21 protein-coding genes are annotated in these 24071 nt (G+C 45.7%); 8 read left to right on the top strand and 13 right to left on the bottom strand.

From position 1 onward, the window contains the following. Positions 1-23: 23 nt before the first annotated feature. From ACEPPX_RS00630 to ACEPPX_RS00615, 4 genes are all read right to left on the bottom strand, one after another. Positions 24-551 carry a PqiC family protein gene (locus ACEPPX_RS00630; RefSeq protein ID WP_416622523.1) on the bottom strand — a complete coding sequence of 176 codons (528 nt, stop codon included), beginning with the start codon at positions 549-551 and terminating at the stop codon, positions 24-26. Further along, positions 551-2197, bottom strand: coding sequence for an intermembrane transport protein PqiB (pqiB, locus tag ACEPPX_RS00625; RefSeq protein ID WP_416622522.1), 1647 nt, complete (start codon positions 2195-2197; stop codon positions 551-553). Before pqiB ends, ACEPPX_RS00630 begins: the two co-directional genes overlap by 1 nt. Then, positions 2190-3518: a paraquat-inducible protein A gene (locus tag ACEPPX_RS00620; RefSeq protein WP_416622521.1), complete on the bottom strand. Its 1329-nt coding sequence runs from the start codon at positions 3516-3518 to the stop codon at positions 2190-2192. Before ACEPPX_RS00620 ends, pqiB begins: the two co-directional genes overlap by 8 nt. Positions 3519-3647: 129 nt before the next feature. Continuing rightward, positions 3648-4667: a threonine aldolase family protein gene (locus ACEPPX_RS00615; RefSeq protein WP_416622520.1), complete on the bottom strand. Its 1020-nt coding sequence runs from the start codon at positions 4665-4667 to the stop codon at positions 3648-3650. Between the two features lie 269 nt (positions 4668-4936). Between ACEPPX_RS00615 and modA the strand changes: the two genes are divergently transcribed. The 4 genes from modA (at position 4937) to ACEPPX_RS00595 (ending at position 8043) form a co-directional block, all read left to right on the top strand. Further along, positions 4937-5686, top strand: a complete 750-nt coding sequence (gene modA, locus ACEPPX_RS00610; RefSeq protein WP_416622519.1) for a molybdate ABC transporter substrate-binding protein — start codon at positions 4937-4939, stop codon at positions 5684-5686. 314 nt (positions 5687-6000) lie between these two features. Further along, positions 6001-6588 carry an acetyltransferase gene (locus ACEPPX_RS00605; RefSeq protein ID WP_416622518.1) on the top strand — a complete coding sequence of 196 codons (588 nt, stop codon included), beginning with the start codon at positions 6001-6003 and terminating at the stop codon, positions 6586-6588. Positions 6589-6710: 122 nt separating this feature from the next. Beyond that, complete coding sequence (gene modB / locus ACEPPX_RS00600; protein ID WP_047760103.1) at positions 6711-7400, top strand: molybdate ABC transporter permease subunit; 690 nt, start codon at positions 6711-6713, stop codon at positions 7398-7400. Further along, positions 7390-8043 (top strand): sulfate/molybdate ABC transporter ATP-binding protein, encoded by a 654-nt coding sequence (locus ACEPPX_RS00595; protein WP_416622692.1) that lies wholly within the window; start codon positions 7390-7392, stop codon positions 8041-8043. The genes modB and ACEPPX_RS00595 overlap by 11 nt, the downstream gene beginning before the upstream one ends. A 116-nt stretch (positions 8044-8159) precedes the next feature. Here the strand turns inward: ACEPPX_RS00595 and gtfA are convergent, their stop codons facing one another. The 9 genes from gtfA to ACEPPX_RS00550 all read right to left on the bottom strand — a co-directional run bounded on the left by gtfA (position 8160) and on the right by ACEPPX_RS00550 (position 20595). Beyond that, positions 8160-9608, bottom strand: coding sequence for a sucrose phosphorylase (gtfA, locus tag ACEPPX_RS00590; RefSeq protein ID WP_416622517.1), 1449 nt, complete (start codon positions 9606-9608; stop codon positions 8160-8162). A 317-nt stretch (positions 9609-9925) separates the two neighbouring features. Next, entirely contained in the window at positions 9926-11170 is a 1245-nt protein-coding gene (locus tag ACEPPX_RS00585; RefSeq protein ID WP_416622516.1) for a multifunctional CCA addition/repair protein, read from the bottom strand. Positions 11171-11269: 99 nt separating this feature from the next. Continuing rightward, the gene (locus ACEPPX_RS00580) at positions 11270-11557 is read right to left on the bottom strand and encodes a hypothetical protein (protein ID WP_047760099.1); all 288 of its coding nucleotides are present in this window, start codon (positions 11555-11557) and stop codon (positions 11270-11272) included. Between the two features lie 196 nt (positions 11558-11753). Next, positions 11754-13136, bottom strand: a complete 1383-nt coding sequence (locus ACEPPX_RS00575; protein ID WP_416622515.1) for a NarK family nitrate/nitrite MFS transporter — start codon at positions 13134-13136, stop codon at positions 11754-11756. A gap of 105 nt (positions 13137-13241) precedes the next feature. Next, complete coding sequence (locus tag ACEPPX_RS00570; protein ID WP_416622514.1) at positions 13242-14486, bottom strand: MFS transporter; 1245 nt, start codon at positions 14484-14486, stop codon at positions 13242-13244. Positions 14487-14941: 455 nt separating this feature from the next. After that, positions 14942-15628 (bottom strand): DUF4400 domain-containing protein, encoded by a 687-nt coding sequence (locus ACEPPX_RS00565; protein WP_416622513.1) that lies wholly within the window; start codon positions 15626-15628, stop codon positions 14942-14944. Further along, on the bottom strand, positions 15621-17669 hold the full coding sequence (traD, locus tag ACEPPX_RS00560; protein ID WP_416622512.1) for a type IV conjugative transfer system coupling protein TraD: 2049 nt from the start codon (positions 17667-17669) through the stop codon (positions 15621-15623). The genes ACEPPX_RS00565 and traD overlap by 8 nt, the downstream gene beginning before the upstream one ends. Continuing rightward, positions 17666-20167, bottom strand: a complete 2502-nt coding sequence (mobH, locus tag ACEPPX_RS00555; protein WP_416622511.1) for a MobH family relaxase — start codon at positions 20165-20167, stop codon at positions 17666-17668. The genes traD and mobH overlap by 4 nt, the downstream gene beginning before the upstream one ends. Then, positions 20167-20595 (bottom strand): hypothetical protein, encoded by a 429-nt coding sequence (locus ACEPPX_RS00550; protein ID WP_416622510.1) that lies wholly within the window; start codon positions 20593-20595, stop codon positions 20167-20169. Before ACEPPX_RS00550 ends, mobH begins: the two co-directional genes overlap by 1 nt. Positions 20596-21211: 616 nt before the next feature. On the opposite strand from ACEPPX_RS00550, the gene ACEPPX_RS00545 reads away from it, so the two are divergent. The 4 genes from ACEPPX_RS00545 to ACEPPX_RS00530 are packed head-to-tail and all read left to right on the top strand — an operon-like array spanning position 21212 to position 24071. Then, complete coding sequence (locus tag ACEPPX_RS00545; protein ID WP_416622509.1) at positions 21212-22522, top strand: GspE/PulE family protein; 1311 nt, start codon at positions 21212-21214, stop codon at positions 22520-22522. Next, positions 22509-23153 carry a hypothetical protein gene (locus tag ACEPPX_RS00540; RefSeq protein ID WP_416622508.1) on the top strand — a complete coding sequence of 215 codons (645 nt, stop codon included), beginning with the start codon at positions 22509-22511 and terminating at the stop codon, positions 23151-23153. The genes ACEPPX_RS00545 and ACEPPX_RS00540 overlap by 14 nt, the downstream gene beginning before the upstream one ends. Further along, positions 23134-23565 (top strand): hypothetical protein, encoded by a 432-nt coding sequence (locus tag ACEPPX_RS00535; protein ID WP_416622507.1) that lies wholly within the window; start codon positions 23134-23136, stop codon positions 23563-23565. Before ACEPPX_RS00540 ends, ACEPPX_RS00535 begins: the two co-directional genes overlap by 20 nt. Further along, entirely contained in the window at positions 23529-24071 is a 543-nt protein-coding gene (locus ACEPPX_RS00530) for an OmpA family protein (protein ID WP_416622506.1), read from the top strand. The genes ACEPPX_RS00535 and ACEPPX_RS00530 overlap by 37 nt, the downstream gene beginning before the upstream one ends.

Raw genomic sequence — 24071 nt, 5'->3', positions numbered from 1 at the left:
CAAGGGGGTTATTTGATTTCAGTTTAGCGGCTGATGGTGGCGGCAGCAGCATACACACCGCGATCAAGTGATTCAATCATAGCCGGATAACCATCTTGTTCCTGAGGTGTGTCAATTTGAAAATTGCGACTACGGCCATCGGGCCAAACCGCATAACCGTTAATTTGTGTACTACCTTGGTATGTACCCTGAAACGCTTCGATATATATTTTCAAAATTAGGCTGCTTTGGCTGCGTCCTGCAGGAACGAATACATAGCGCGCATTACCGATACGGTTGAGCTTATTGCTGAAACTTGCGTTCAGAGCTTGATTCAGCGGGGCAGCCCAAAGATGATTGCGGGCGAAGTTCAAACTGTGCGCATCAGTTTGGTAAACCAAGCCGCCGTTATTGAGAGGATCAGCCAAAATGGTTTGCACGGCAATTTCTTGCCCGTGTTGATCCGGCAGGCTGAATTGGCTGTCGGGCAGGGTAAAGTATCGGGTTTGCTGTGGTGTACTGCAAGCGGTGAGGGCGGCGGCAGTCAGCAAAAGATAAAGCAATCGGCGCATCAGCGGCTTCCTTTTGGTATCGGATCTTTAAGGTTACTGTTGAAAATCAGAGCATTCGGTTTTTCTTTCAGCGTGTTGATGACAGGGCGGGCCTCTTGCAGGGTTTTATCGATATTTTGCAAGGTAGCTTGGACATCAGCGTAAATCGGTGATTGCGGCGAAACTCCTGCCAATACGGTTCTTAATTCAGCCAATGTTTTATTCAGCTCTTGCGGAATATTTTGCGTATGCGGTTGGCTGAGGAGTTTGTTGGCCGAATTCAGGGTACGCTGTAACTCTTTTAATGAACTATTCAGCTCGCCCACTGTTTTTTCGATAGGTAAGCGGTTAAATTTCTCTAACAGGTTGCTTAGCTGTACTTGCAATTCATCTAAGCCGCCGCCACGGGTGGCAATAACAGTATTGCCACCGTAGTTCGGATAGGGGCGTAATACAGGCGTATCCGAGGGTTTATCCGACAATTCGATAATTTTACTCCCGGTTACCAAATTATTGCTGGCCAATGTGGCATATAGCCCGCGGCTTAATGCCGTCTGAAATTGGGTTTGCCAGTATTCCCGGCTTTGTTGTTTGGCGTTGATTTCCAAACGTTCCGGCTCGATACGGATGCGTACCGGAATCCAGCCGTTTTCAAAGATTTTCAGACTGTCGTTTTCAGCAAAATACGGTGCGTCTGCTACGGAGCCTATGTTAATACCTTTATACTCTACGGGAGAGCCGGGATTTAAGCCGCGGATACTTTGTTTGAAAAAAGTAATGTAATACAGGGCACGGGAACCGGGTAGGTTATCGATTTGGTTGCGGTCATTATAAATGGTAAAAGTATCTTCATTGCGAACGGCTTGGCTACCTCGGGAGCCCGAAGGGGAATCAAAAGCGATAGCACCGGAAAGCAGGGCTGGAAGAGGGGCAGAGTCCACCCGAATACCGCTGCCGGTTGCTTCCACACTGATACCGCTGTCTAGCCAAAAACGGCTGTCGGTGCTAACCAAATGGTCGTTGGGACTTTGGATAAAGATGGTGTAGTTTACGGTTTGCTGTTTGGGATCGAAATGAGCGCTTTCGATTTGGCCGACCGTGAAGTTTTGGTATAAAACCGGGCTGCCGACACTCAGCATTTTATTGTTTTTGCCTACCAGTTTCAGACGTAGTCCGACTTGGCCGATGGCGGTAATCGGGGGAATATCATGAACGGTAAAGGTATCTTGGGTTTCTTCGCTTTTACCGGGTGTAAAGGCAATATATGAGCCTGATACCAAAGTGTTCAGGCCGGTAATGCCGCTTTGGTCGATACGCGGTTTGACTACCCAAAATTGCGTATCTTTTCGCATCATGTTTTTTGCATCCGCGTTGAGCAGTGCGGTAACCTCAACGCCTTTTTGGTCTTCACGCAACTTGATTCGCGTAACGCGCCCGACATCTACACTTAGCACTTTGATAACGGTATTGTTGACTTCAATACCGTCTGCGCTATCCATCAGCAGGGTAATTTCAGGGCCGGTGTTACGGATATTCTGCATCAGAAGCCAAATTCCGGTAATCAATGCAATCAGCGGAATCAACCAAACCACCGAAGTAAAAACATTGGTTTTACGGACGCGGGCAGGTACGGTAGCAGAGTTTTTTTTGTTGGGCGTGTCAGTCATATTGCGTATGTAAGATATCCGGGATTTCAGACGGCCTGTTTTCGGCGGCTTTATCCCACAGTAGGCGGGGATCGAAAAAGTAAGCGGCAAACATGGTCAGCACGGCCACCAAGCAGAAATAAGCGGCGGCCGGTCCGGGGGTGACGCGTGCCAAAGGAGTATGAAACGCGCTCATCAAAATGATGATAACGAAAATATCAATCATCGACCATTTCCCAACTGCCTCCGTCATGCGGTAAAGCCGCGATAATGTATGTGCCGATAAGGGCAGTTTGCTTGAAGCGGCAGCAATTTGTAAAAAAAACAAGGAAGCTATTTTAGCACCCGGTACCAAAATACTGGCACTGAAAATAATGGCGGCGATAAGTTTGTCACCATCTTTCCACATATAAATAATACCGCTCATAATGGTGCTGATTTCCGTATTGAAAGGATTTGAGGAAATCATAATCGGAAGCAGGTTGGCAGGAATATACAATATTGTGGCGGCCAGCAAAAAGGCCAGGGAAACACTCAGACTTTTAGGACGGCGGCTGAAAAGTGCCGAGCCGCATACCCCGCAGGTATTTTCATCGGCCTGGCGAAAATACAAACAACGGCTGCAACAAATAAGACCGGCTGCCGGAGCTTGTATGGTGTTTCGACCGCTGATTTTATGGATACGGTAATACACCCAATGCTGGGGGATCGATACCGAAGTACGGATTAGCATTACGGCCAAAACAAACATCAGATAGAATGCCGCGCCGAATTCAACCTCCGCCACGGAAGTCAGTTTGATATAAGCCACCAATGTAGAAATAAAAAACACATCTACCATTATCCAATGGCGCAGCCGTACCAAAGTGCGCGTAGCATAAAACAAGGCCGGATACATTTTTTCACGCAGCAATGCCGTGTAAACATATAAGCACAGCAGTAAAAACAGCAGTGGTGTTCCGAAGGTTAGAACAAACATTACTTCGGCCAGAAAACCGAAATCCTGCACAATTAAAATTTTCATCATGGCAGGCAGGGATAATATTGAGGTAACGCTACTGAACGACACTGTTATAAACATCATGCCGTATACGAATACCATCAAAATCAGCGAAGTTACCGCATATGCCAGCGGAGCGATATAAGGGTTCTTTTCCACTTCGACGATTTCATGGCTGCAGCGCGGGCAATGCGCCTCCTGCCCTTGAAGCAGGCGTGGAATATCAATACGCAACCCGCATTCGGGACAATCGACAGTATGGGCAGGCAGCGTTGCATCATGACGGTGGGCTTTGTAACGCCACCAGCGCCGGTAGGTACGGATAGGCCGGTAAGACGGCATAAGCAAAGATATGATTAATAATGGAGTTGGGAATTATAACGGAAAATCGTACGGCTTAATGACTTGAAAACGTAAAGGCCGTCTGAAAAAGTATTTCAGACGGCCTGAAAATATATTTTTGACAGCAATTTATTCTAATGCCGCAACAAACTGATCGACTGCACTTTCAGGTGTTGCCCACGAAGTAATCAAGCGTATCGCTGCATGGTTGTTATCAATTGCTTGCCAAATATAAAAATCAAAATCACTTTTCAGTTTTTCAATCAAACTATAGGGAAGAATCGGAAATATTTGATTGGTAGTGGAATCTGTTAAAAAATTATAACCTTTTCCGCGTAAAGCAGCCGTAATTTTAGCAGCCATTGTATTGGCATGACGAGCCAACTCGAAATAAAGGCCGTCTGAAAAAAGTTCGAAATATTGGATACCCAGTAAACGGCCTTTGGAAAGCAAAGCGCCGTTTTGTTTGACGATATAATCAAAATCATTTTGCAAATCAGGGTTGGCAATTACCATGGCTTCACCGAGCAAGCCGCCGTTTTTAGTGGCTCCGATATAGAAAGCATCGGTCAGGCGGGCTAAGTCGGGCAGTGTAACATCGCACCCTTCCGCCATTATGGCGCTCCCCAAACGTGCACCATCGATGTAAAAATATAAGCCATGATTACGGCAATAATTTGAGAGAGCCTCTAATTCGGCCAAGTTATAAACCGTACCAACTTCGGTTGCCTGCGAAATATATACCAGCTTCGGTTTTACCATATGCGGAGCGAGGCTGTGATTTTTCACAACGGCTTCGATGGCTGAAACAGTAAGCTTTCCGTGTTCCGCCAGGGCGGTAATGACTTTATGGCCGCTTGCTTCGATGGCTCCGGCTTCGTTAGTTGCAATATGACCGCTTGAAGGAGAAATAACTGCTTCGTGCGGACGTAAAAAAGCAGTCATGGCCAAACGGTTGGTTTGTGTGCCGCCGCTTAGAAAGTGGATGGCGGCGGATTTGTTTTGGATCAAGCCGCGTAGGATTTCTTTGGCTTTAATACTGTAAAAATCAGCTCCGTAGCCTTCGTGTTGCTCTAAATTGCTGGCAAGCAAGCGATTCAGAATATTCGGATGGGCGCCTTCGGCATAATCGTTTTTAAAATTGTACATAATGATTTTCTCAATGAATGTGTATCTATGAAAAAGTAAATATTTTCATAATGTCAGCATAACATCAGCATAGGCCGTCTGAAAATATCTGCCGTAAGCGTAAATAATCGACATAAGCATTTTGGCGGCCTCTTAGCATAAATTTATCGGATATAATGCCTACATTAATTTGTAAAAAATACTACTTTAGCGGCAGTTATTCTGTTGTCTTGTTTTTTCTAATCGATAAAAGCCAAAATTCTGTTTACATTTAATTTTGGAAAATAGTTATGAAATTGCGCTCTCTTATATTGGCCTCTGCATTATTGTGTTGCCAAAGCTCTGTTTGGGCAGCAGAAATTACCGTATCTGCTGCTGCAAGTTTGTCGAATGCTTTCAAAGATATTGCCGGGCAGTATCAAAAACGTTATCCGGATGCCGTAATCCGTTTAAATACGGCAGGTTCGGGAACATTGCTGCAACAGGCGATACGGGGAGCACCTGTAGATGTATTGGCGTTTGCCGATGATGAAACGATGGATAAGGCGCAAGTGGCCGGTATTGTTGATAAGGCGGCTAGAAAGATATTTGCACGTAATACGCTGGTATTGGTTGTGCCTGTGAAAAGCCGTTTGAATATCCGCAGTATAAACGATTTGCCATCTCCCGATGTTCGCCGAATCGCGTTAAGTAATCCGGCTTCAGTTCCGGCAGGCAGGTATGGGAAGGCAGCATTGGAAAGAAGCGGGCAGTGGCAGAAGGTTCTTCCGAAGATCATTCAAACCCAACATGTACACCAATCTTTGGATTATGTGGCAAGGGGAGAGGTAGATGCGGGTTTTGTTTATCGTACGGATGCTGCTTTAATGCCGGGTAAAGTCAAAATTGCTGCAACGGTGCAAACAGACAAGACGGTATCCTATCCGGCGGCAGTAGTAAAAGACAGCCGGCAAGCCACTGAAGCACGGAGATTTACTGACTATCTGGCCTCTGCCGAAGCGCAAAATATTTTAAGAAAGTATGGTTTTGGTAAACCATAAAAATTTCTGAAACTGCCAGCGGTTTAATTTGTCAATTAACCTATACCACGTCTGCAAAGGAATGTTGGTATGGTAGCTAATATTTAATTAGATAAATTATTTTTTTCGGTATTATTTTTGCTTTCAAATTAAAAAGCCGGCCGACTTAATTTCTAATTTCTTATTATTTAATATCGGGTTAGATAATTCAAACATCATATTGATCGTTTGTCAAAATTTATCGGCGTACAAGTTTTTTTATTGCTATAATGCGCGCCGCTTTTTTAATAAAAATATGATGCTTTGATTTACAGCTTAATAACATAGAGTTTTTGATGAATTCAACGCTGCTTTATATCTATGGTGCAGGCGGGCATGGCAGGGTAGTAGCCGATATTGCCGGATTTTTTAATTATAAAAACATTGTATTTCTTGATGATGCCAATGGTACGCCTTTTCATGAATCGTTACCGCCGGGTGATATGGTTATCGGCGTAGGTAATAATACAACACGGCAAAAACTAAGTGAAAAAGTCATTGCAGCAGGCTTTTCACCGGTTAGCTTGATTCACCCCCATGCGGTGGTTTCGCCCGGCGCCGAGATAGGTCCGGGTACAGTGGCAATGGCTGGGGTAGTGGTGAATGCCGGAGCTAAAATTGGTTCGGGTGTCATTCTCAATACCGGTTCCATTGTCGAACATGATTGTATTATTGGTGATTATGCGCATATTGCGCCAAAAGCAGCCTTAGCCGGCAGCGTAACTGTTGGCGCGCGTACCCAAGTAGGCATTGGCAGTTGTGTTATCCAAACCGTAGAAATCGGGGCCGACTGTATGATCGGTGCAGGCAGCGTGGTGGTACGCGATATTCCGGCCGGAGTAGTTGCTTTCGGTAATCCGGCGCGAGTACACCGCAGCTTGTAATAAAACGATCTTTTATCCATACTTCAAAGTGCTTAAGCATTTTTATAGAATACGTGTAAAATAGCGAAACGATACAATTATGCCGTCTGAAGTTTTCAGACGGCCTTTTTATAAGTTCGAATATGGAAGAAGCTTCTGCATTAACCGCATTATGGTTGTCGCTCAAAGTTGCCGGTATCGCCACTTTCTGTAACCTGCTGCTTGGCACTGCAGCCGGATTTGTTTTGGCACGTTGGCGTTTTTTCGGCCGGGAGCTGTTGGATACGCTGCTGACCTTGCCGATGGTGATGCCGCCTACAGTGCTGGGTTATTACTTATTGGTGTTGCTCGGTAGAAACGGAGCTTTCGGCACATGGTTACAGGATACCTTCGGTATTAACTTGATTTTTACTTGGCAGGGTGCGGTTATCGCCGCCATGGTGGTTACTTTTCCGTTGGTATTCAAGCCCGCACGCTCCGCATTCGAAAGTGTGCCGCCACAGCTTGAACAAGCGGCCAAGGTATTGGGCTTGGGTTCGCTTTCTGTTTTTTTCAGAGTAAGTCTGCCCCTGGCTTGGCGCGGCATTTTGGCAGGAATGTTGCTTGCTTTTGCCCGTGCCTTAGGCGAGTTTGGGGCAACTTTAATGGTAGCGGGCAGTATTCCGGGGCAAACACAAACATTGTCAATTGCCGTTTATGAAGCTGTTCAAGCCGGTAATGATATATTGGCCAACCGTTTAGTATTATTGATTTCGATTGTGTGTATCATAATTTTGTTGGTCTTAGGCAAACTAGCCAAGGCAAAAGACGGAAGTGCGCGTGATGCAGTTTGATATTGATATTGAAAAAAATTTTTCCGGCTTTTCTTTGGCAGTAAAATTGGCAACCAATGCCGAAAAGCTAGCTTTGATCGGAGCCTCCGGTGCCGGTAAAAGCCTGACTTTGCAAATTTTGGCCGGACTGCTTGCTCCGGATGCCGGTCACATCAAAATCGACGGTGAAATCTGGTTTGATTCGGAAACCAATATCAATTTACCGATACAACAGCGCAAAGCAGGCTTGGTATTTCAAGATTATGCGCTGTTTCCTCACCTAACCGTGGCTCAAAATATCGGTTTCGGGTTGCGGCAAGGATGGCGTAATCCGGGTAAAAGGCCGTCTGAAGAGGTGGTGTTTTGGCTGGATACGTTAAAAATCAGCCATATTGCAGACAAACTGCCGGGCCAGATTTCCGGCGGGCAAAAACAGCGTACTGCATTAGCACGGGCTTTAGCCGTCAAACCGCGCTTGCTTTTGTTGGATGAGCCTTTTTCTGCGTTGGATACTGATTTACGAAGGCATACGCGTGAGGAATTGGCTTCGTTGCAAGCACAGACTGGGGTGCCGATGATTTTGATTACTCATGATAAGGCGGATGCCCATGCATTGGCCGAAGAAACTTGGCAGATGGAAAATGGTAGGGTGTATTTAAAATAGGATTAATTTGTCCTTGGTGGTTATATTTTTAATATCTATACGAAATATCAAATATGCCGTCTGAAAACTTTTTCAGACGGCATATTTTATATAAAGGTTATATCACGCTCGCTATACTAAATTTTGATTTCATGATTTTTGCCGTTTACGGTTTCTATAATGGTAAAGGTTTTATTGCAGGTGTTTGCGGTCATTTTCGCACTGGTTTTTTCAGCCGTATTATTCCAGGTAATTTCAATTGTATTTTCATTCAAAGCTTTTACGCTGAATTCTCCATCAAATGCTTTGCTGGTATTACGGAATTTCAGAAGGCCAAATAAACGTTGCACAACCGGACGTTGTACGGCGGCCTCGATTTCCTCTAACGTATAGTAATGGCGGTTGATATTGCGGCCTTCTTTGGTTTTTTCCAATAGCTCGATATCATTTTCACCGGCCAGCAGGCCGACATAATAAATTTGCGGAATACCGGGGGCGAAACACTGTAATACGCGAGCCAGCAGATAGGCTTGGTCGTCATTGCCCAATGCAGAATAATAAGTACAATTGATCTGATAAATATCGAGATTATTGTATTCGGCACTGCTGTATTTTTTCTTCACATTTGCGCCTTGGGCATATAAGGCTTCACGCGCTGCTTCGGTTTCTTCGTCCGTCATTAGATCCTTTACATCCACAACTCCGATGCCGTCGTGCGTATCGAGTGTAGTGAATTGTTTGCGCGGACAAATTTCCATCCAATGTACCAAACGGTCAACCCGGCCGCTAAACAAGGTATGTAATACTAGCATCGGCAGAGCGAAGTCGTATACATAATAATCGTGTTCGGCAATTTTCAGCTGGATAGTGTAGTGTTCGTGAATTTCCGGCAATACGGCTACGTTGTGCGCGTCCAATACATCGGTACATTCCCGCAAAGTTTTCCAAATTTCGGGTTCGATAAAAAAGCAGTTGGTGCCGATTTTTTTATTGGCGTAAGCAAAAGCATCTAAACGGATAATCGAAGCTCCTTGCTTGCTTAGAAATTCCAAATTGTTTTTGATGAATTTTTTGGTGGTGGGTGTGGTGACATCCAAATCCACTTGCTCTTCATCAAAAGTACACCACACTTTTTCTTGGGTGCCGTCGGCAAACTCGGCAATACGATAGGGCGCGCGCGGTTTGCGTTTGTAGATTAGATCTACTTGTTCTTGGGTAGGCTCGCCATTTGGCCAGAAATTTTTGTAACGGATAAATAAATCAGCGTATTCGGATTGGTCTTTTTTAGCTAAAAAGTCTTTAAAATAAGGGGATTGGGCTGAAATATGGTTGACCATAAAGTCGAACATCAAATAATAATTTTCTGCCAAAGCCCGAATATCTTCCCAATCTCCGAACGAAGGATCGACTTTTGTGTAATCCATAGGAGCAAAACCGCGATCACCTGATGAGGGGAAAAACGGAAGAATGTGCACCCCGCCGACCACATCTTTTAAAGGACCTTGTAATACTTTGGCTAAGTCTTTTAAATTATTGCCTAAACTATCGGCATAGGTAATCAGCATGGCTTCGTTTTTTAGCTGCATGGTTTTGTTCCTGTCGGCGGGGTGTAATTAAAAGGTATGGGACACTGCATTATACTGTCTAAAAAGACACCGATGTCATTTATGTGGAATGATATCAAGTCGGGCAATCAAGTCAATTTCTAAAACGTAATAAATCGTTAGCAAAAATGAGAAAGCCTGTAGAAACAAGGCAGGCACTTTTTCATGATCAACCGGTAGTATTTGTTTGATTTCGGCTATTATCGTTTGTAAGGTTTACAGGCCGTTTGAAAAATTTATATACAGGCAATTAAGAAAGCATAATTTTCAGACAGCATTGTAATATTTTTATACTTTTTCTAATGCGTATGAATACTTGTAATCTTACGGTATGCCGCTTGTAAAGGTGTAATTTCGGTTAGACGCGCATGATCGATTGCTTCTGCGATTTTGTGAGGACAATCCTTATGGGTGTTGACAATAGCAGTTGTGTCGATATTGTTAGCAGCATCCAATAGAGCCAGCCAATGATCGCGCTGGGGGTAGGGTGTGTTTTCCCGATGTAGTCTGCCGCGCGTATCGGCAACACACACATTCAAGGCAGCCTGAAAACGTTCCGGGCGGCGGAAGGCATCGGTTTTTTTCAAAGTATTAAGTACGGTTTGCGGTTTGAGTTCGCTAACACTATGAAAAATAATGTGCCAACGGCATACCAGTTCCGCCAGCTCTGCACAATGCTTGGGGACGCGCCAACGGGCATTAACCCTGCGGGCGGGGTCAACGCCGGCGATATCATGCCCGTGATGCTTGGGTAAAATATCGGGCGGAGTTAATGCCTTACCTAAATCATGCAGTAGTGCGGCATAACGCTCAGGCAGGCTCAACTGCATTTCGGCTGCTTGTTGAAGTACCATTAGGGTATGGATACCGGTATCTACTTCAGGATGGTAGTCCGCACGTTGGGGGACGCCGAATAAGGCTTCCACTTCGGGAAGTAATATTTCCAATGCCCCGCATTCATGCAAAATTTCAATCATTTTTGCCGGGTAAGATTCCATTAAACCTTTAGATAATTCCTGCCAAACACGCTCGGCAACCAAAGCATCTACTTCACCCGCCGCAACCATATCTTTCATCAGTTGCATGGTTTCGGAGGCCACCTCAAAATCATAGCGGGCGGCAAAACGGGCAACCCGGAGAATTCTGACCGGATCTTCGGCAAAAGCGGGGGAAACATGGCGTAATACGCGGTTGGCCAAGTCGGCTTGACCGCCGAAGGGGTCGATAATTTCGCCCTCGGACGTTTGCGCCATTGCATTAATAGTTAGATCACGGCGCTCAAGGTCTTGTTCGAGTGTGATATTTTTGTCGGTATGGAACACAAAGCCCCCATAGCCTTTGGCAGTTTTGCGCTCGGTGCGTGCCAAAGCATATTCTTCATGTGTGTTCGGATGCAGAAATACGGGAAAGTCTTTTCCTACCGGAGAAAACCCTTGTGCCAGCATGGTTTGAACATCTGCACCGACAACGACCCAATCTCGGTCTTTAACAGGTAAACCCAATAGAAAATCACGTACAGCACCGCCGACAAGATATATTTGCATGATAAAAATAAATATTTATTGAAATTTTGTGCGGCTATTCTAAATGAAAACAGAGCCGCCTGAATAATTTTTCAGACGGCTCTGCATGATTAAAAAAGTTTATTTACAGCTTACGCCCTGAATTTTGGGTTTGCTTTCACTACCTACTTTAAAAACGCATTTGGTGCTGTTGCTGCCTGATACGGTTAAGTTACCGCCGGCCAAGTTGAGGTTAACCGGTTCTTTAACACCCATGCTTACAGCGGTAGAAGCCAATTTTTGCGCATCATCTTGCGAATAGCCGCTGTTATCGGCTGCAATTTTGATTTCTTTGGCTGCATACGCATTAGCGCCGATAGCCAATACGGCAGCGGCAGCAAACAAGGTGAAGATTTTGGTTTTGTTCATGTATGTGTCCTTTATATCGGTATGCTGCTGCATACCTGTGGACATATCATAAAATTAAAATCTTTCAGGAGCAAGAATTGGTAGGCTTTTTGCATTTATATGCAGAAGGTGCGGCTTTTTTAACACAAAACTGGCCGAAAAGTAATATGAATACTGTTCGGCCAGAGAAATAAAAGCTCGGATTACAATCTAATATTTAGCATTTTGCTTCGGCATTTTTGCGTGCATAGTACCAATAATTTAAAAGCAAACAGATGGTGTAGAAGCAAATAAAGGCAATCAAAGCCGCATTCACACTACCGGTTAATGCGATTGAAGTACCATAGCTTTTGGGAATAAAAAATCCGCCGTATGCAGCAAAAGCTGCGGTAAAGCCGATTACAGCCGCACCTTCCTTTGTTGCATCCAAACGAGCTTGTTCTTCGGTTTTTAAGCCATTTTGTGCAAATTTTTCATGCATATTTAAGAAGATAACGGGAACCTGCATGAAAGTCGAACCATTGCCTAAGCCGGTGAGGGCGAAAAGTGCCATAAAGCAGGCGAAAAATCCCCAAAAACTACCGCCCTGGCCGTTATTAGGTAAGAAAGAGATCACGCCTAATACGGCGATAATCATACCGGCGAATACAATTTGAGTGATTTTGGCACCGCTTTTGATTTTATCGGAAAGCCAACCGCCGATAGGGCGGGCCAAAGCACCGACCAAAGGACCTAAAAAGGCATATTTAACCGAATCGACATCGGGAAATTGTGCCTTAATCAACAGCGGGAAGCCGGCGGCAAAGCCGATAAATGAGCCGAAAGTACCCAAATATAAAATACACATAATCCAATTGTGCTTACGGCTGAAAATAATTGCTTGTTCTTTGAAGCTGGCTTTCGCACTGGCCAAATCATTCATTCCGAACCAAGCGGCCAAAGTCGAAAGAATAATAAAGGGAACCCAAATAAATCCCGCATTTTGCAACCAAACTTGTTTGGTGACATCGCCTTTCACCCATGTTTGCGCATCACCGCCGAACGCGCCGAAAACGCCTGCCGTGATGATTAGCGGTACAACGAATTGCACAACGGATACCCCTAAATTACCCAGACCCGCATTAAGGCCGAGTGCAGTGCCTTTTTCAGCCTTTGGAAAGAAAAAGCTGATATTGGCCATACTGGATGAAAAGTTGCCTCCGCCAAAACCACACAATAATGCCAATACCATCATGGTTAAATAGCTGGTGGAAGGATCTTGCACGGCAAAGCCCAAACCTATTGCGGGTAAAAGCAGGCTGGCAGTAGAAATTGCCGTCCACTTTCTACCTCCGAATACAGGGACCATAAACGAATAAAAAATCCGTAAAGTCGCGCCTGAGAGTGCGGGTAGGGCAGCCAACCAAAAAAGCTGGTTTTCACTGTATTGAAAACCGATATTGGGCAAGTTGACCACCGCTACGCTCCACACTTGCCAAATGGCAAATGCAAGCAAAAGCGCGGGAATGGAAATCCACAAATTACGTTTGGCGGTTTTTCGACCGCTGGTTTCCCAAAACTGTTTGTCTTCAGGACGCCAATCTTGAATCAAATGATTCATTTTTATCTCCGATAAAAATTTCTTTTCAGACGGCCTCGTCTATAGGCAATCAGTAAAGGCCGCCTGAAAACAAATTGAATGGTAAATTTTACTGCCTACAAATAATTAATTATTTTTTCTTTCTGCTTCAATGCGTTTGGCTTTCATGGAAAAGTGCATCCATACCAAAGAAACGCACACTGTTCCGTAAAGCAGCATAAAACTGGTTGAGCGGATACCGGTGATATCTTCAAGCGCACCGAACATAATCGGTAACAGGAACCCCCCCAAACCACCGGCCAAGCCGACAATGCCTGATACCGCCCCGATATTTGTAGGGTAATCATCAGCAACAAATTTGAATACCGAAGCTTTACCCACAGCCATGGCAATACCTACGGCAAACATCAAAATAGTGAAAACAGTTACATTCAGGCCGATATGCATAGCCATCGTGCCGCCATCAGTAGTTTGAATGTGTAATTGGGTTTGTGGATAAGAAAGAAGGAAGAAACATACCCAACATACCCACATAACCGCCCAAGTAACTTTATAAGCACCGAATTTGTCTGAAAGATACCCGCCGAAAGCACGCAATACGCCGCCGGGAAGAGAGAAACAGGCTGCTAAGAATGCCGCAGTTTGCAAAGAGAGACCGTATTCTCCTACATAATATTTAGTCATCCATAGAGCTAAGCCGACATAACCGCCGAACACCACCGAATAAAGCTGGCTATAACGCAATACGCCCGGATCTTTCAGCAAAGCCAACTGCTGCTTGAGAGTAACGGATGAAGATACCTGATGGCTTTTATCGCTATAAGAAGTAAACCAAAACAACACGGCCGTTCCCAACATAATGGCAGCATAAACAGTTGGGACAAAATGCCATGTGCCGTAAGCAATTAATGCCGGTGCGAGAAATTTATTCAAGGCCGATCCGGCATTGCCGGCACCGAAAATCCCCATTGCCAAGCCTTGCTGATTTTTCGGGAACCAGCGTGCTACATAAGGCGTGCCTACCGAAAACGAACCGCCGGCTAATCCCATAATCAGACCAATAAGTAGGAAATGCCAAAACTGATTGGCATACTGCATGACAAAAATTGCAGGCACGCAAGCCAGCATTAATAGGAAAAGCACGATACGGCCACCGAAGCGGTCGGTCCAAATACCCAATGGTACGCGCACTAAAGAGCCTGATAACACGGGTGTTGCCGCTAAAATACCGAATTCTGTTTCACTCAGCCCCAATTCATTTTTAATCGGAATGCCGACAACTGCCAGCATCATCCAAACCATGAAACAGACGGTAAACGCCCATGTGCTGGAAAACAGCACGGAATATTGTTTATATTGTTGAGAAGCCATTGCATTGATCCTTACAATTTGCCGCAATACATTTCTTTACAAAAGACTGCGACTTTTAGTAAATAAATTTTTACAATGCAACCTTACGCCGCTTGCCGGCATTTTTATATCGGCTGGAAGCAGCGGCTTTTTTGGATATCGGTATAACTAGTGTTAAGCCGAAAGCTTAGAGGGATACGTCTTTGGAAGTAGAACGTGCAGCTTTTTATCCTTGGAAATTCGGATACAAGAAGAAATATATAAATAATTCGCATAATTTATATTATGTAAATCTCAAAAGAATCAAGAATATAGGCCAAATGCTTTTCCCACGTAGCATGTTAGCAATTACTGTTTTTTAGGTATCATATGATAGTAAGCATTTTATGTAATTAAAGTCAACCATAGGTATTTTTAAGATTTTGTTGTAATTTTTTAATTTTTAAGAAGACTTTATCTTATGGTAATTTCATAATTCATAAATATTTTTTGAGGTATTTTGCTTGAAAAAATCCAGCGATGCTTAATAAAACGACAGGCAGTAACAGAATAATTGGATCAATAGAAAAGGGCATACTTAAGTAAATAAATACGGTTGTCCAAATAATACCGGACCGCCAAAACTTGGCCCGGTGGTAAATAGCAGCAGATTCCCTTGCCGCATTTTGTTGCCGGACTTTTCTCTTCATAAACCCATCAAAAACCGCACTACATACCATAATAATCAATAATGGAATAAAAGCCATGATATTCCCTATTCGAATGGCGATGATTTTAAGCGTATCGTTTAGGATGGACAGTTCTGTTGCAAAATTTTCCAACATACCTGCGAAACTTGAACTTAGAGCATCATTCTGCTGGCCGTTAAGCAACGGTTCGATTCCGCTGAGTTTGAAGATAACCAAATATAATCCGTCGTAAATCCAGCGGATAACGGCAATATGGAACGGTAGATCGGTCATACTGCTTTGAGCAAAAATTTCTTGGGTTCGAATCAGTTCTGATTTCAATAAATCACCCTGTCCGAAGTAGGTCTGAATAGCTACTGACGAAAAAAATAGGATTGCAGTAACCAACAAAATGATGAAAGCCCATTTGAACGGTTTGGTCAAAAAGCCAATGCTGGTTGACTTGGCCAGAAATTCGGGAGGTTGGTTAGCCATAATATTGTCCTTCTATAAAAGCATTGTTTTCTGAGTCATCGGTGCGGTTCAAGCGGACAATTTCACGCATTTTTTCAGCAACGGCAGTCAAATCGGATGGAACATCAATGTCCGGGTCGGGCAAGGGGAGTGGGAGTCGGATTTTATAGAGCTGCCCGCCCTCTAGTAGCGCAAAAGCTTGTCCTTTGGGTAGGTTGATCAAGTCTGATGTTTGCAGCATCGGGACGGTTTCTGTTGCTAACCGGTCTTCGTTCGAACTGGTAAAATCCTCCATGTCTTTCGGAAGGGCGACATCTCCGACGGAAGATACTTGAGTGCCTGAAACGACTTTGACATCCGGTAGCTGGCTGGTCAGCAATTCGGCGGTTGATTCGTGCTTGACACGGAGCATAATCATATTGTTCAAGTTACCGGCAATTTGACCTGCTTTGGCGGCTGAACCGATTTTGGCTTCGACATCAGACCATGTTTGCGTGTAAACGGTTACTTGATAACCGGCACCTCCAGCTTTATTCAGCAGCGGAATGAACTCATCCCCAATTAATTCGTTAAATTCGTCTGCATGAATAGCCACTTTCCGTTTTTTAGTTGCTCCTGACTGGCCAAAACCATGACCGTGCTTGTAGATATGACCGGAAAGTGAAGTCAGGTCTGCAAACATTGCATTACCGACTGCTGCGGCTACTTCAGCATCGGTCAGTGCATCCAATCCCACATATACCACCGCTTCGGAGGCCATGACTTTACGCCAGTCCATAACTGGCCGCTCATCCGTTAAATCATTGAAATCCGGACTGATTAATTCGGCTACTTTGCCGCTGGTCAGTTTTTCAAGCAATGGGTACAGTGATGAAACCAGTTTATCGAAATAGGTGCGTTCATTACCTAAAATGCCGATGACGGCATCCGTCAATGGATTGTTCGATCCTTTTGATTTCAGGAAATACGCGGTTTTAACCGTTTCCATATCCCGACCGGTTTTGCCGGCCGTTTTCTTTTGTTCCGATTCCAAATCGTAAGATTCATATTCTTTTTCCCATCCCGGATATTCCAAGTTGAGTGTTTTTTCAAAATAGGCTTTGGCCAAATCATCCATATTCACGGCGCATTGATAAATGCTCAGATAGGTCGGTTTGATGGAAATGGCTTCCATAATTTTGGCCAGCACATTTACAAAACGCCATACGAATGCTTTAAATGCTGCCGAATTGCCTTCTCCGGGCAAACCGTTTGACATACGGGTGGCCACTTCGGTAATCCGAGAGAAATCTCCAACCGGATTGTAACGGCAGGATACTTCGGGAAAACCTAAATGAAAAAGGTAAAACGGCCGTTTCATCTTTTTTGCACGGGCATACATCATCAACATCACATCGGCATCACCCTTGGGATCGAACATGATGGTTACGTCGCCACGGCAGATGTCTTGGTTGATCATTACTTCTGCAAGGCGGGTTTTACCGACACGGGTGGTTCCCCAAACCCCGGTATGGCCGACGCGCTCGCCCAACGACATGAAGATTTCTTCTTCCTCCAGTTCCACACCGTGAATTTCAGGAGAACCGCCGACAGGAGGTAAGGGGGCAACCGGATTCCACCAGGCATTTGATGAAGTCAGCTTGGTCAGCCATGTTTCTCTCGGTGTTTTGATTTCATGCAGGCGTGCTGCTTTATATAACTTCCCCGGGAGGCGCAGGTGGTCGTTTTCAGGCTGGCGAATCATCATCAAGCGCTGAGTATGCTTCTGCGTCCATCTAAATCCTTTTCCCAAAAACAATGCTTTGTCGGATACCGGAATTTGGTCGGGAGTGGCCGCATAATAGGGGAGGTTTTTCACGTTCTTCCGATACCGACGGATGCGGTTGCCTTCAAAATAACGTTTGACTGCCAGACCGCCAAAAACCGGAATAACCGCATAGCGGCTGATTCCGGGTAATGGCATGAGTGTGGCTGCCAGCATCGCGGCAGAATAGGATGCGGCGCTATAAAATTCATAGGGGTAGCGGTATACGTTTTCAGGAATACGAATGGTCAGGCTCATGAATCTTCTCCGGTCGGTTTGGGTTGGAGTAGGTTTTGGCTGTCAGCCAGTGCAATATCAATGTTGTTCGGTGGTCTGCTGTCGGCTTTTACAATCAGGTGTAGCTTGTCTTCTGGTATCAGATAGCAGTGAAACAGTAATTTCTGCTGTGCTTTAACGGCCAAGGCAGTATAGATGGCAGAACGTTTGGTGCGGCCATGAAGACCCAGTGCGGTAAATCCCTTTTGTGCCAAGAGGCCGGGGCAGCTCGGGTTGTTTTTGTCAAAGACACCGCCGGCATATTCTCTGAAAATAGCCGGAGTAACCAGTAACATCCCTTGTTCGACAAAATGGACGGGGGAGCCGCTTTGGTTAACGGTAATACTGCCCTCAGTCAGTCCGTTGGCTAACCAATTCCAAAAGCGCTTGCCCTCATCTTTTAGCGCCTGCTTTTGTCCGTCCAGTAAATCAGTAGCTTTTTTGTGGATGGCAGGTTGCTGTTCCAGTATATTGCTCTGTTTGTGAACCGTGACCGGTCGCGGAGAGCGGGTCGGCAGAGACTGCCGTTCGTCTTGGATTTCATTCAATGCAGCAGCGGCAGTATCTTCCGAAGAAAGATACTGCGGTACATTTTGTTGCGGAAAAACAGGTTTATCTTGAATATCAGGTTTGATATCGTTTGCGGATGACGAGTCGATTTTTTCGGTGCTTTGTCCATTAAAGTCGGAAAATAGGGAGTCCAGAACAGACATTGCTTTTTTCTTAGACTGTTTGCCCTGCTGTTTAGCAGGGGGCAGACCGCTAGTAGTCTGTGCTTCAGACGGCGTAGTAGCCTGTTCAGTCAGATTCAGTTGTTTCTGCTGTTCTGCAGGACTCGGTGATTCTTGTTCATTGGGAGGAGTATCACTTGAAGTATCGGTATCGTCCTCATCTAGTAGGTTGTGTAGGCTCAAAAGTGCATCAATACCTGATTTTGCTTTCGGCTTGGTTTGAGGTGACGGCGGAATTTGTACTTCCCGCTCAGGAGGGGAGACTGGGGCAGGGTTAATCTCTTTTTCCTGTTTGGGAATATCTTCCTGTACTGCCATAAAATCCATTTTGCGAGCAGGCGGAGGCGGGATGTTGTCGATTTCTTCACCTTTTTCTATTGATGTGAAAGCAGTTTCGTTCATACTGCCTGGTTCGTTTTTCAGACTTACGGCATCTTCTGGAGCAGGTTCGTGCATCTGTAATACCGCATCAGGGCATACTTCCAGCATTCCCTGAAATTCATGAGGGTATTGGCCGTCAGGGTACAGTGTATCCAGCTTGAAACACAGCATGGTAAACAAATGTGATTTAACCGCACCGTCCATACGCTCAAAACTGACGGCAACCGGTGTAACAGCTTTATGGTTGTCTTTCGGATTGGGCAGAACAGCACCGTATTCCAGCAAAGTATCGAAAATACGCTGGTTATCCGATGGGAATGAAGCTGCAGCAGGGTGTTTATTTTTGCCAAGATAAGTGCGGATATAATCGGGAACATTCTTAGCCATCATAAAGACCAAATCATCTTTTCTGAAAATATCGCCGCCGGCGGTAGAGGCAATGCTGAAATGAGCGCCGCGTTCAGCCAGCATGGTACGCAGAGTATCCATCACGGTTTCGATGAGCGGCGGACGTTTTGCGGAGGCAAACCGTTGTCTCGAGCCGTGACGTAGGTCACGGGCCGTGGATGTCATGTCAGCTTGTTTGATAATATCCGTCAGCGGACTGTCCTGATGCTGGCCGGAAAGATAGCTGCGCAATGCTTTAATCAGATTCGGATCAGCCTCATTCATCCATTTGCGTGCATTGGACGGTACGATGCTTTGGAAAAACGTCCAACCCAGCGCAGCATGGGCTTCGTAAGCGGCTTTATGATCCGGAAAGGTTACTCGGTACAGTTTTTTACCGCTTTCGTCCATGTTGCCGGTATCGGGCATCCACAAAGAAAATTTTCTGCTATCGGCTTTGTCGTATAACTCAATGTCGAAAGAAGTCAGCGTTTTACCAATGTCATGCAGTAAAGCGGCCGTTAGAATGCCGTAGCGCCACACGGCAGTCAGACGGGCAATGTCTTCGGTTTTGGCGTTCGGTGGCCAACTGCGCGAAGAAGAAGCGAGGAGGGCGAGGGCGGCAACATCGAGCGTATGCTTGACCAAGCCGCCGTCACCTGCATGGTGGTGGGATTCTGAGGCAGGCAGACGCTGTACGAAAACAATGAAATTGCGCAATAAGGGCAGGCCGTCCCTGTTCCAGTTTTCATTTGAGAGGGCGAGATTTGCTTTGATGTTGGCAATAGATGGCTGCAAATCTAATTCGGCAATCAACTCATCAGCCGACAGAATCAGAAACTTATCGCCATAAATTTTTTGAACGGCAGCAGAAACCGGAACAGGCGTATGCTGCGGTTTTGACGGTTTATGGTTAAGATAGAAATAGGCAGCTCCGGCGCCACCTATCAGTGCGAAGCCTATATAGGACAGCCAGTCCATTATGCGTACTCCACATAGTCAGGATGGATCATCCGCATCATTTTGAGTTTGAATTGTAGTGCCGGTGCATGAGGCTGGTCGCCGATATACATGTCGGCATCGGGGCAATAGCGGTAAAATTCGCAGAACGGTTCAGTCAGACTGTTCCAGTTGCCGTTCGGTGTTTGTGCGATGAAGTAGCAGCCCTCGAACTCCCGACTTAATAGATCGGCGATGTGTTCGTCAGTCGAAGTTACAGGAAGTTGTTCCAGCAGGCTGGTGGTTTTTTCAACTAAAAACGCCTCTGTGGATGTTTCATTCAGTGTATATTGCTCGATAAACCCCTTACACTGGTGCAGCATCGACAACAAAATACCTGACCACCGTGGGCTGGCTTTGTCAAAACGTTCCAAGCTGAGGCAGAGTTGGTTGAATTGATAATTGTCCATGGTGAGTTTCCGAATTTGGTTTGAGTAACGCAAATGTTATCCTATGTAGAACGGCAGGCAAGCGATAATCCGAATCAGGGCTTTTTTGGATTGTTTATTGACAAAAGCCAGAAACCGTGAACTCTTTGCGGTCTTTTCTCTTTTTGGCAGCCATGGGTTGCCATGGCTGCCATTACCTTTATATGGCTGTTCCTTTTTCCTTTAAGCCTTTTTAACCCTTACATTTAAGGCGTTTCCATTAACCATTAAGCCTTTTAAAAAGGGAATATGCGGTTTTGAGCATATTCCCTTTTTGGCTTTTCCGATAAGTCCCTTACCATTTTTTTTGTTTCATGCTTTTTTGCTTTTGTCAAGAAACAATACAATAAAAATCAAATTCATATTATTTCTGTCAAATTTTTTGACAAAGTTTCACAATCAATCCTGTCGCTTACACGACAACTTTCAATTTACAACCGACCTGTGGTTTGAAGATAGAGGTGGGGGCACCTTAACTTTAACCAGCTTCATATTCTTAAAGAGGGGCGTTGGCTATCCTGTTCCATGCAGGCGTCACCGTATAGCGTCTGTTCCAGCGTCCTTCTTTAAGAATATGGGCATGTACAAGGGTCGCATCATGCAGACAAACAACCCAACTGCCATTCCCGCCGAATTCGGAATGCTGCTGCAAGAATCAGGCATAAAATACGACATCGGCGACTCCGGCAGGTTTCTCAAGCAGAACGAAGGCGATGAAAAAGTCGTCGGCTTTCTGAATTGGGTGTTTCCTTATGCCAAATCCATCAAAGCGTCCGATGTGCATTTTTCCAGTCGCGAAAACGGCTGCCAAATCCGTATCCGTCATGAAAACATGCAGATAGCCAACGAATGGCTGTTTACCCGCCAGGCCGCACTCATCATCAATAACCAAATCCGTGCCAAATGCCGCCTGCCGATACACGACATCGACTCCTGCCTGGACTCGTCGTTTTGGATGCTGGATAGCGACGGCGAAGCCATGATTGACATCCGGGTCAGTATTGCCCCGACAACCTTTGGTCAAAACATCGTTTGCCGTCTGGGTAATCAGGCTGCCGATTTGCCGTTATCCAAAATCGACATGCCGGAAGATGTACGCTCTGCCTATTTACAGGTATTGGACAGCAAGCAGGGAATGATCATTGTCAGCGGACCTACTGGCTCCGGTAAAAGCGCGACCCTTGCAGCCAGCATCAGCCATCTGAATAAAGAAGCCATCAACATCATGACGGTAGAAGACCCCGTTGAAAACCGTATTCCCGGTGCCAATCAGGTCAGCATTAGTCCGCACCGTACTTTTGCCAAGGTTTTGCGCTCTTTCTTGCGGCAGGATCCTGACATCATTATGGTAGGCGAAATCCGTGACACGGAAACCGCTGCGATTGCTACGACTGCGGCCAATACCGGCCACTTGCTGCTCTCCAGCGTCCATGCCAATAACGCACCGGCAACATTATTACGTTTGATGGATTTGAATGCCGAGCCGTACGCGTTGGCTGAGGCTCTACTGTGTTTCTTTTCCCAGCGCTTGGTCAGAAAACTGTGCAGCAACTGCGCTAAAACGGTCAATTTGAGTGAGGAGCAACAGGAGCAATTACCAACCCGTTTTCCGACCCGAACCTATTACGCCATTAGCGAACAGGGTTGCGAACTGTGTGGACATCAGGGCTATAAAGGGAGGATTCCCGTATTTGAAATGGCATTTAATACCAGGGAAGTCCGGCAGGCCATTCTTTCACAGAACTTAGACGGTTTACATGCCGCATTATTCAAGCAGCCTGTGTATCGGACACTGACTGAAGCAGCACTAGAACTGTCAGCGGTAGCAAAAGTCGATTTTTACGATGCGTTATCCATAACCCAAGAAACTTTTTTATCGGATGTAGGGGCAAGTCATGAAACTATATAAAACCGCATTAGGTATCGCTTTGGCGTGTTTGCTGTTTCCGAGTATGGCGGCGGCGGCACCTGAGTTGAAAACAGCTGCTGATTTGAGCAGCATCATCAAACCGTACCAAACCGTCGGCAATTTTAAAGATGAGGCGACGCGGATTTATATGTTTGTATCGTTTGATTGTCCGTATTGTGCCAGTTCGTGGGCAGGTTTTGCCCAATGGGGCCGAACCCTGCCCGAGCCATACCAACTGGTTTTTGTGCCACTGTTCGGCACGAAAACACAAAACGCGGCTGCTACGGCTTTCTACATCGTCAGAGATATTGCTCCTAACCGCATTAACGAATACATGCGGCTGGCTTATGGTGAAACGACCAACCGCAGAGTAACACCGGATACCTATGTAGGCATCTTGCGCAGCATGGGTTTCAGTCAGGAGCAAATCAATGCATCACTAAACAGTAAAAATACCCAAAACCGCATTGCCCGTGCCATAGACTTATCACGCCGCTATCGGGTTTCGGTTACGCCTTCTTTCGGCGTTGTCGGCAAGTACACGACCCACGCCGGCTTTACCAACGGCGATTACAGTCTGCTGACCCAGTTATTGAACGGATTGGTATCGGATGCAATGGAAAAGATTTAAACCTTACCGCCGCTTGGCTTTTTGGACGACAGCCGTACTGTATGGTCTCTGCATGATTAATGTTCCTCCCGCTCAAACATGTCAGCTACCTGACGAAAGGAATGATACAGGTCGGTTTGTTGCGCAACATTTGGACAAGACTGCGCTGATGGCAAGCAAAACAGTATTCAGCCTGTCTCTCTATCCGAAATGCTTTGCTCCGGTATCGGTGTCAAACGGGACAGACGGTTGGGCCGCCGAGGCATTGAGGCCATTACAGCAGCATGCTTATCGCAGTTATAAGAATTGGATGTCCGTTATAGCTTGGGCGGTATGGATTAACGCAGTTTGGTTTTGGTTGTTTGCAGCGGCAGCTGCTTGGAAAGGCATAAAAAAATGGGAATCAGCAAAAGTAAGTCGGCAGCAGTCGTGATGACGGTATGGCTGTTGGGGGCTTGTGCATATCCTACTCAGCCGAGTGAGGCACAAGCAGAGACGGCCATAATGCCGGTGAGCGAACGTACGGAATTGGTGGTACTGCGCCAACCTGCCGGATATTCGGATGTGGCTTTGATAGGGATAGAGGAAGGTACCTATATCTGGAAACCGCAGGAAATCAGTCCGTTCGGAATCCAGCTTTCTTTCGGTGACGGTGATGGCAGTTCGAAACACCTGCATACGGTGTATTTCGCTACGGATTCCGCCGCCATCAGTCAAAAAGAGAAGCAGCGTTTACAAGCAATTGTCGAATCACTGCCTGAAAGCGGGGCGATATTGTCTGGATATGCAGACCCGAGGGCCTCCGGTCCTTATAACTTGGAATTGTCGCGCAGACGTACCGATGCAGTAGCCTCCTACCTCCGTTATCACGGCATCAGCGTGGACAAAGAATGCGCTTACGGCAAATACCGCCTACCGGATGCCGATTTGTGCCAGTAA

This window comes from Neisseria sp. S1 (genome assembly GCF_048060015.1).
Classification (GTDB): domain Bacteria; phylum Pseudomonadota; class Gammaproteobacteria; order Burkholderiales; family Neisseriaceae; genus Neisseria; species Neisseria arctica.
Note: the sequence above shows the minus strand (reverse complement) of the source record. Positions and strands in the feature narration are given on the sequence as shown.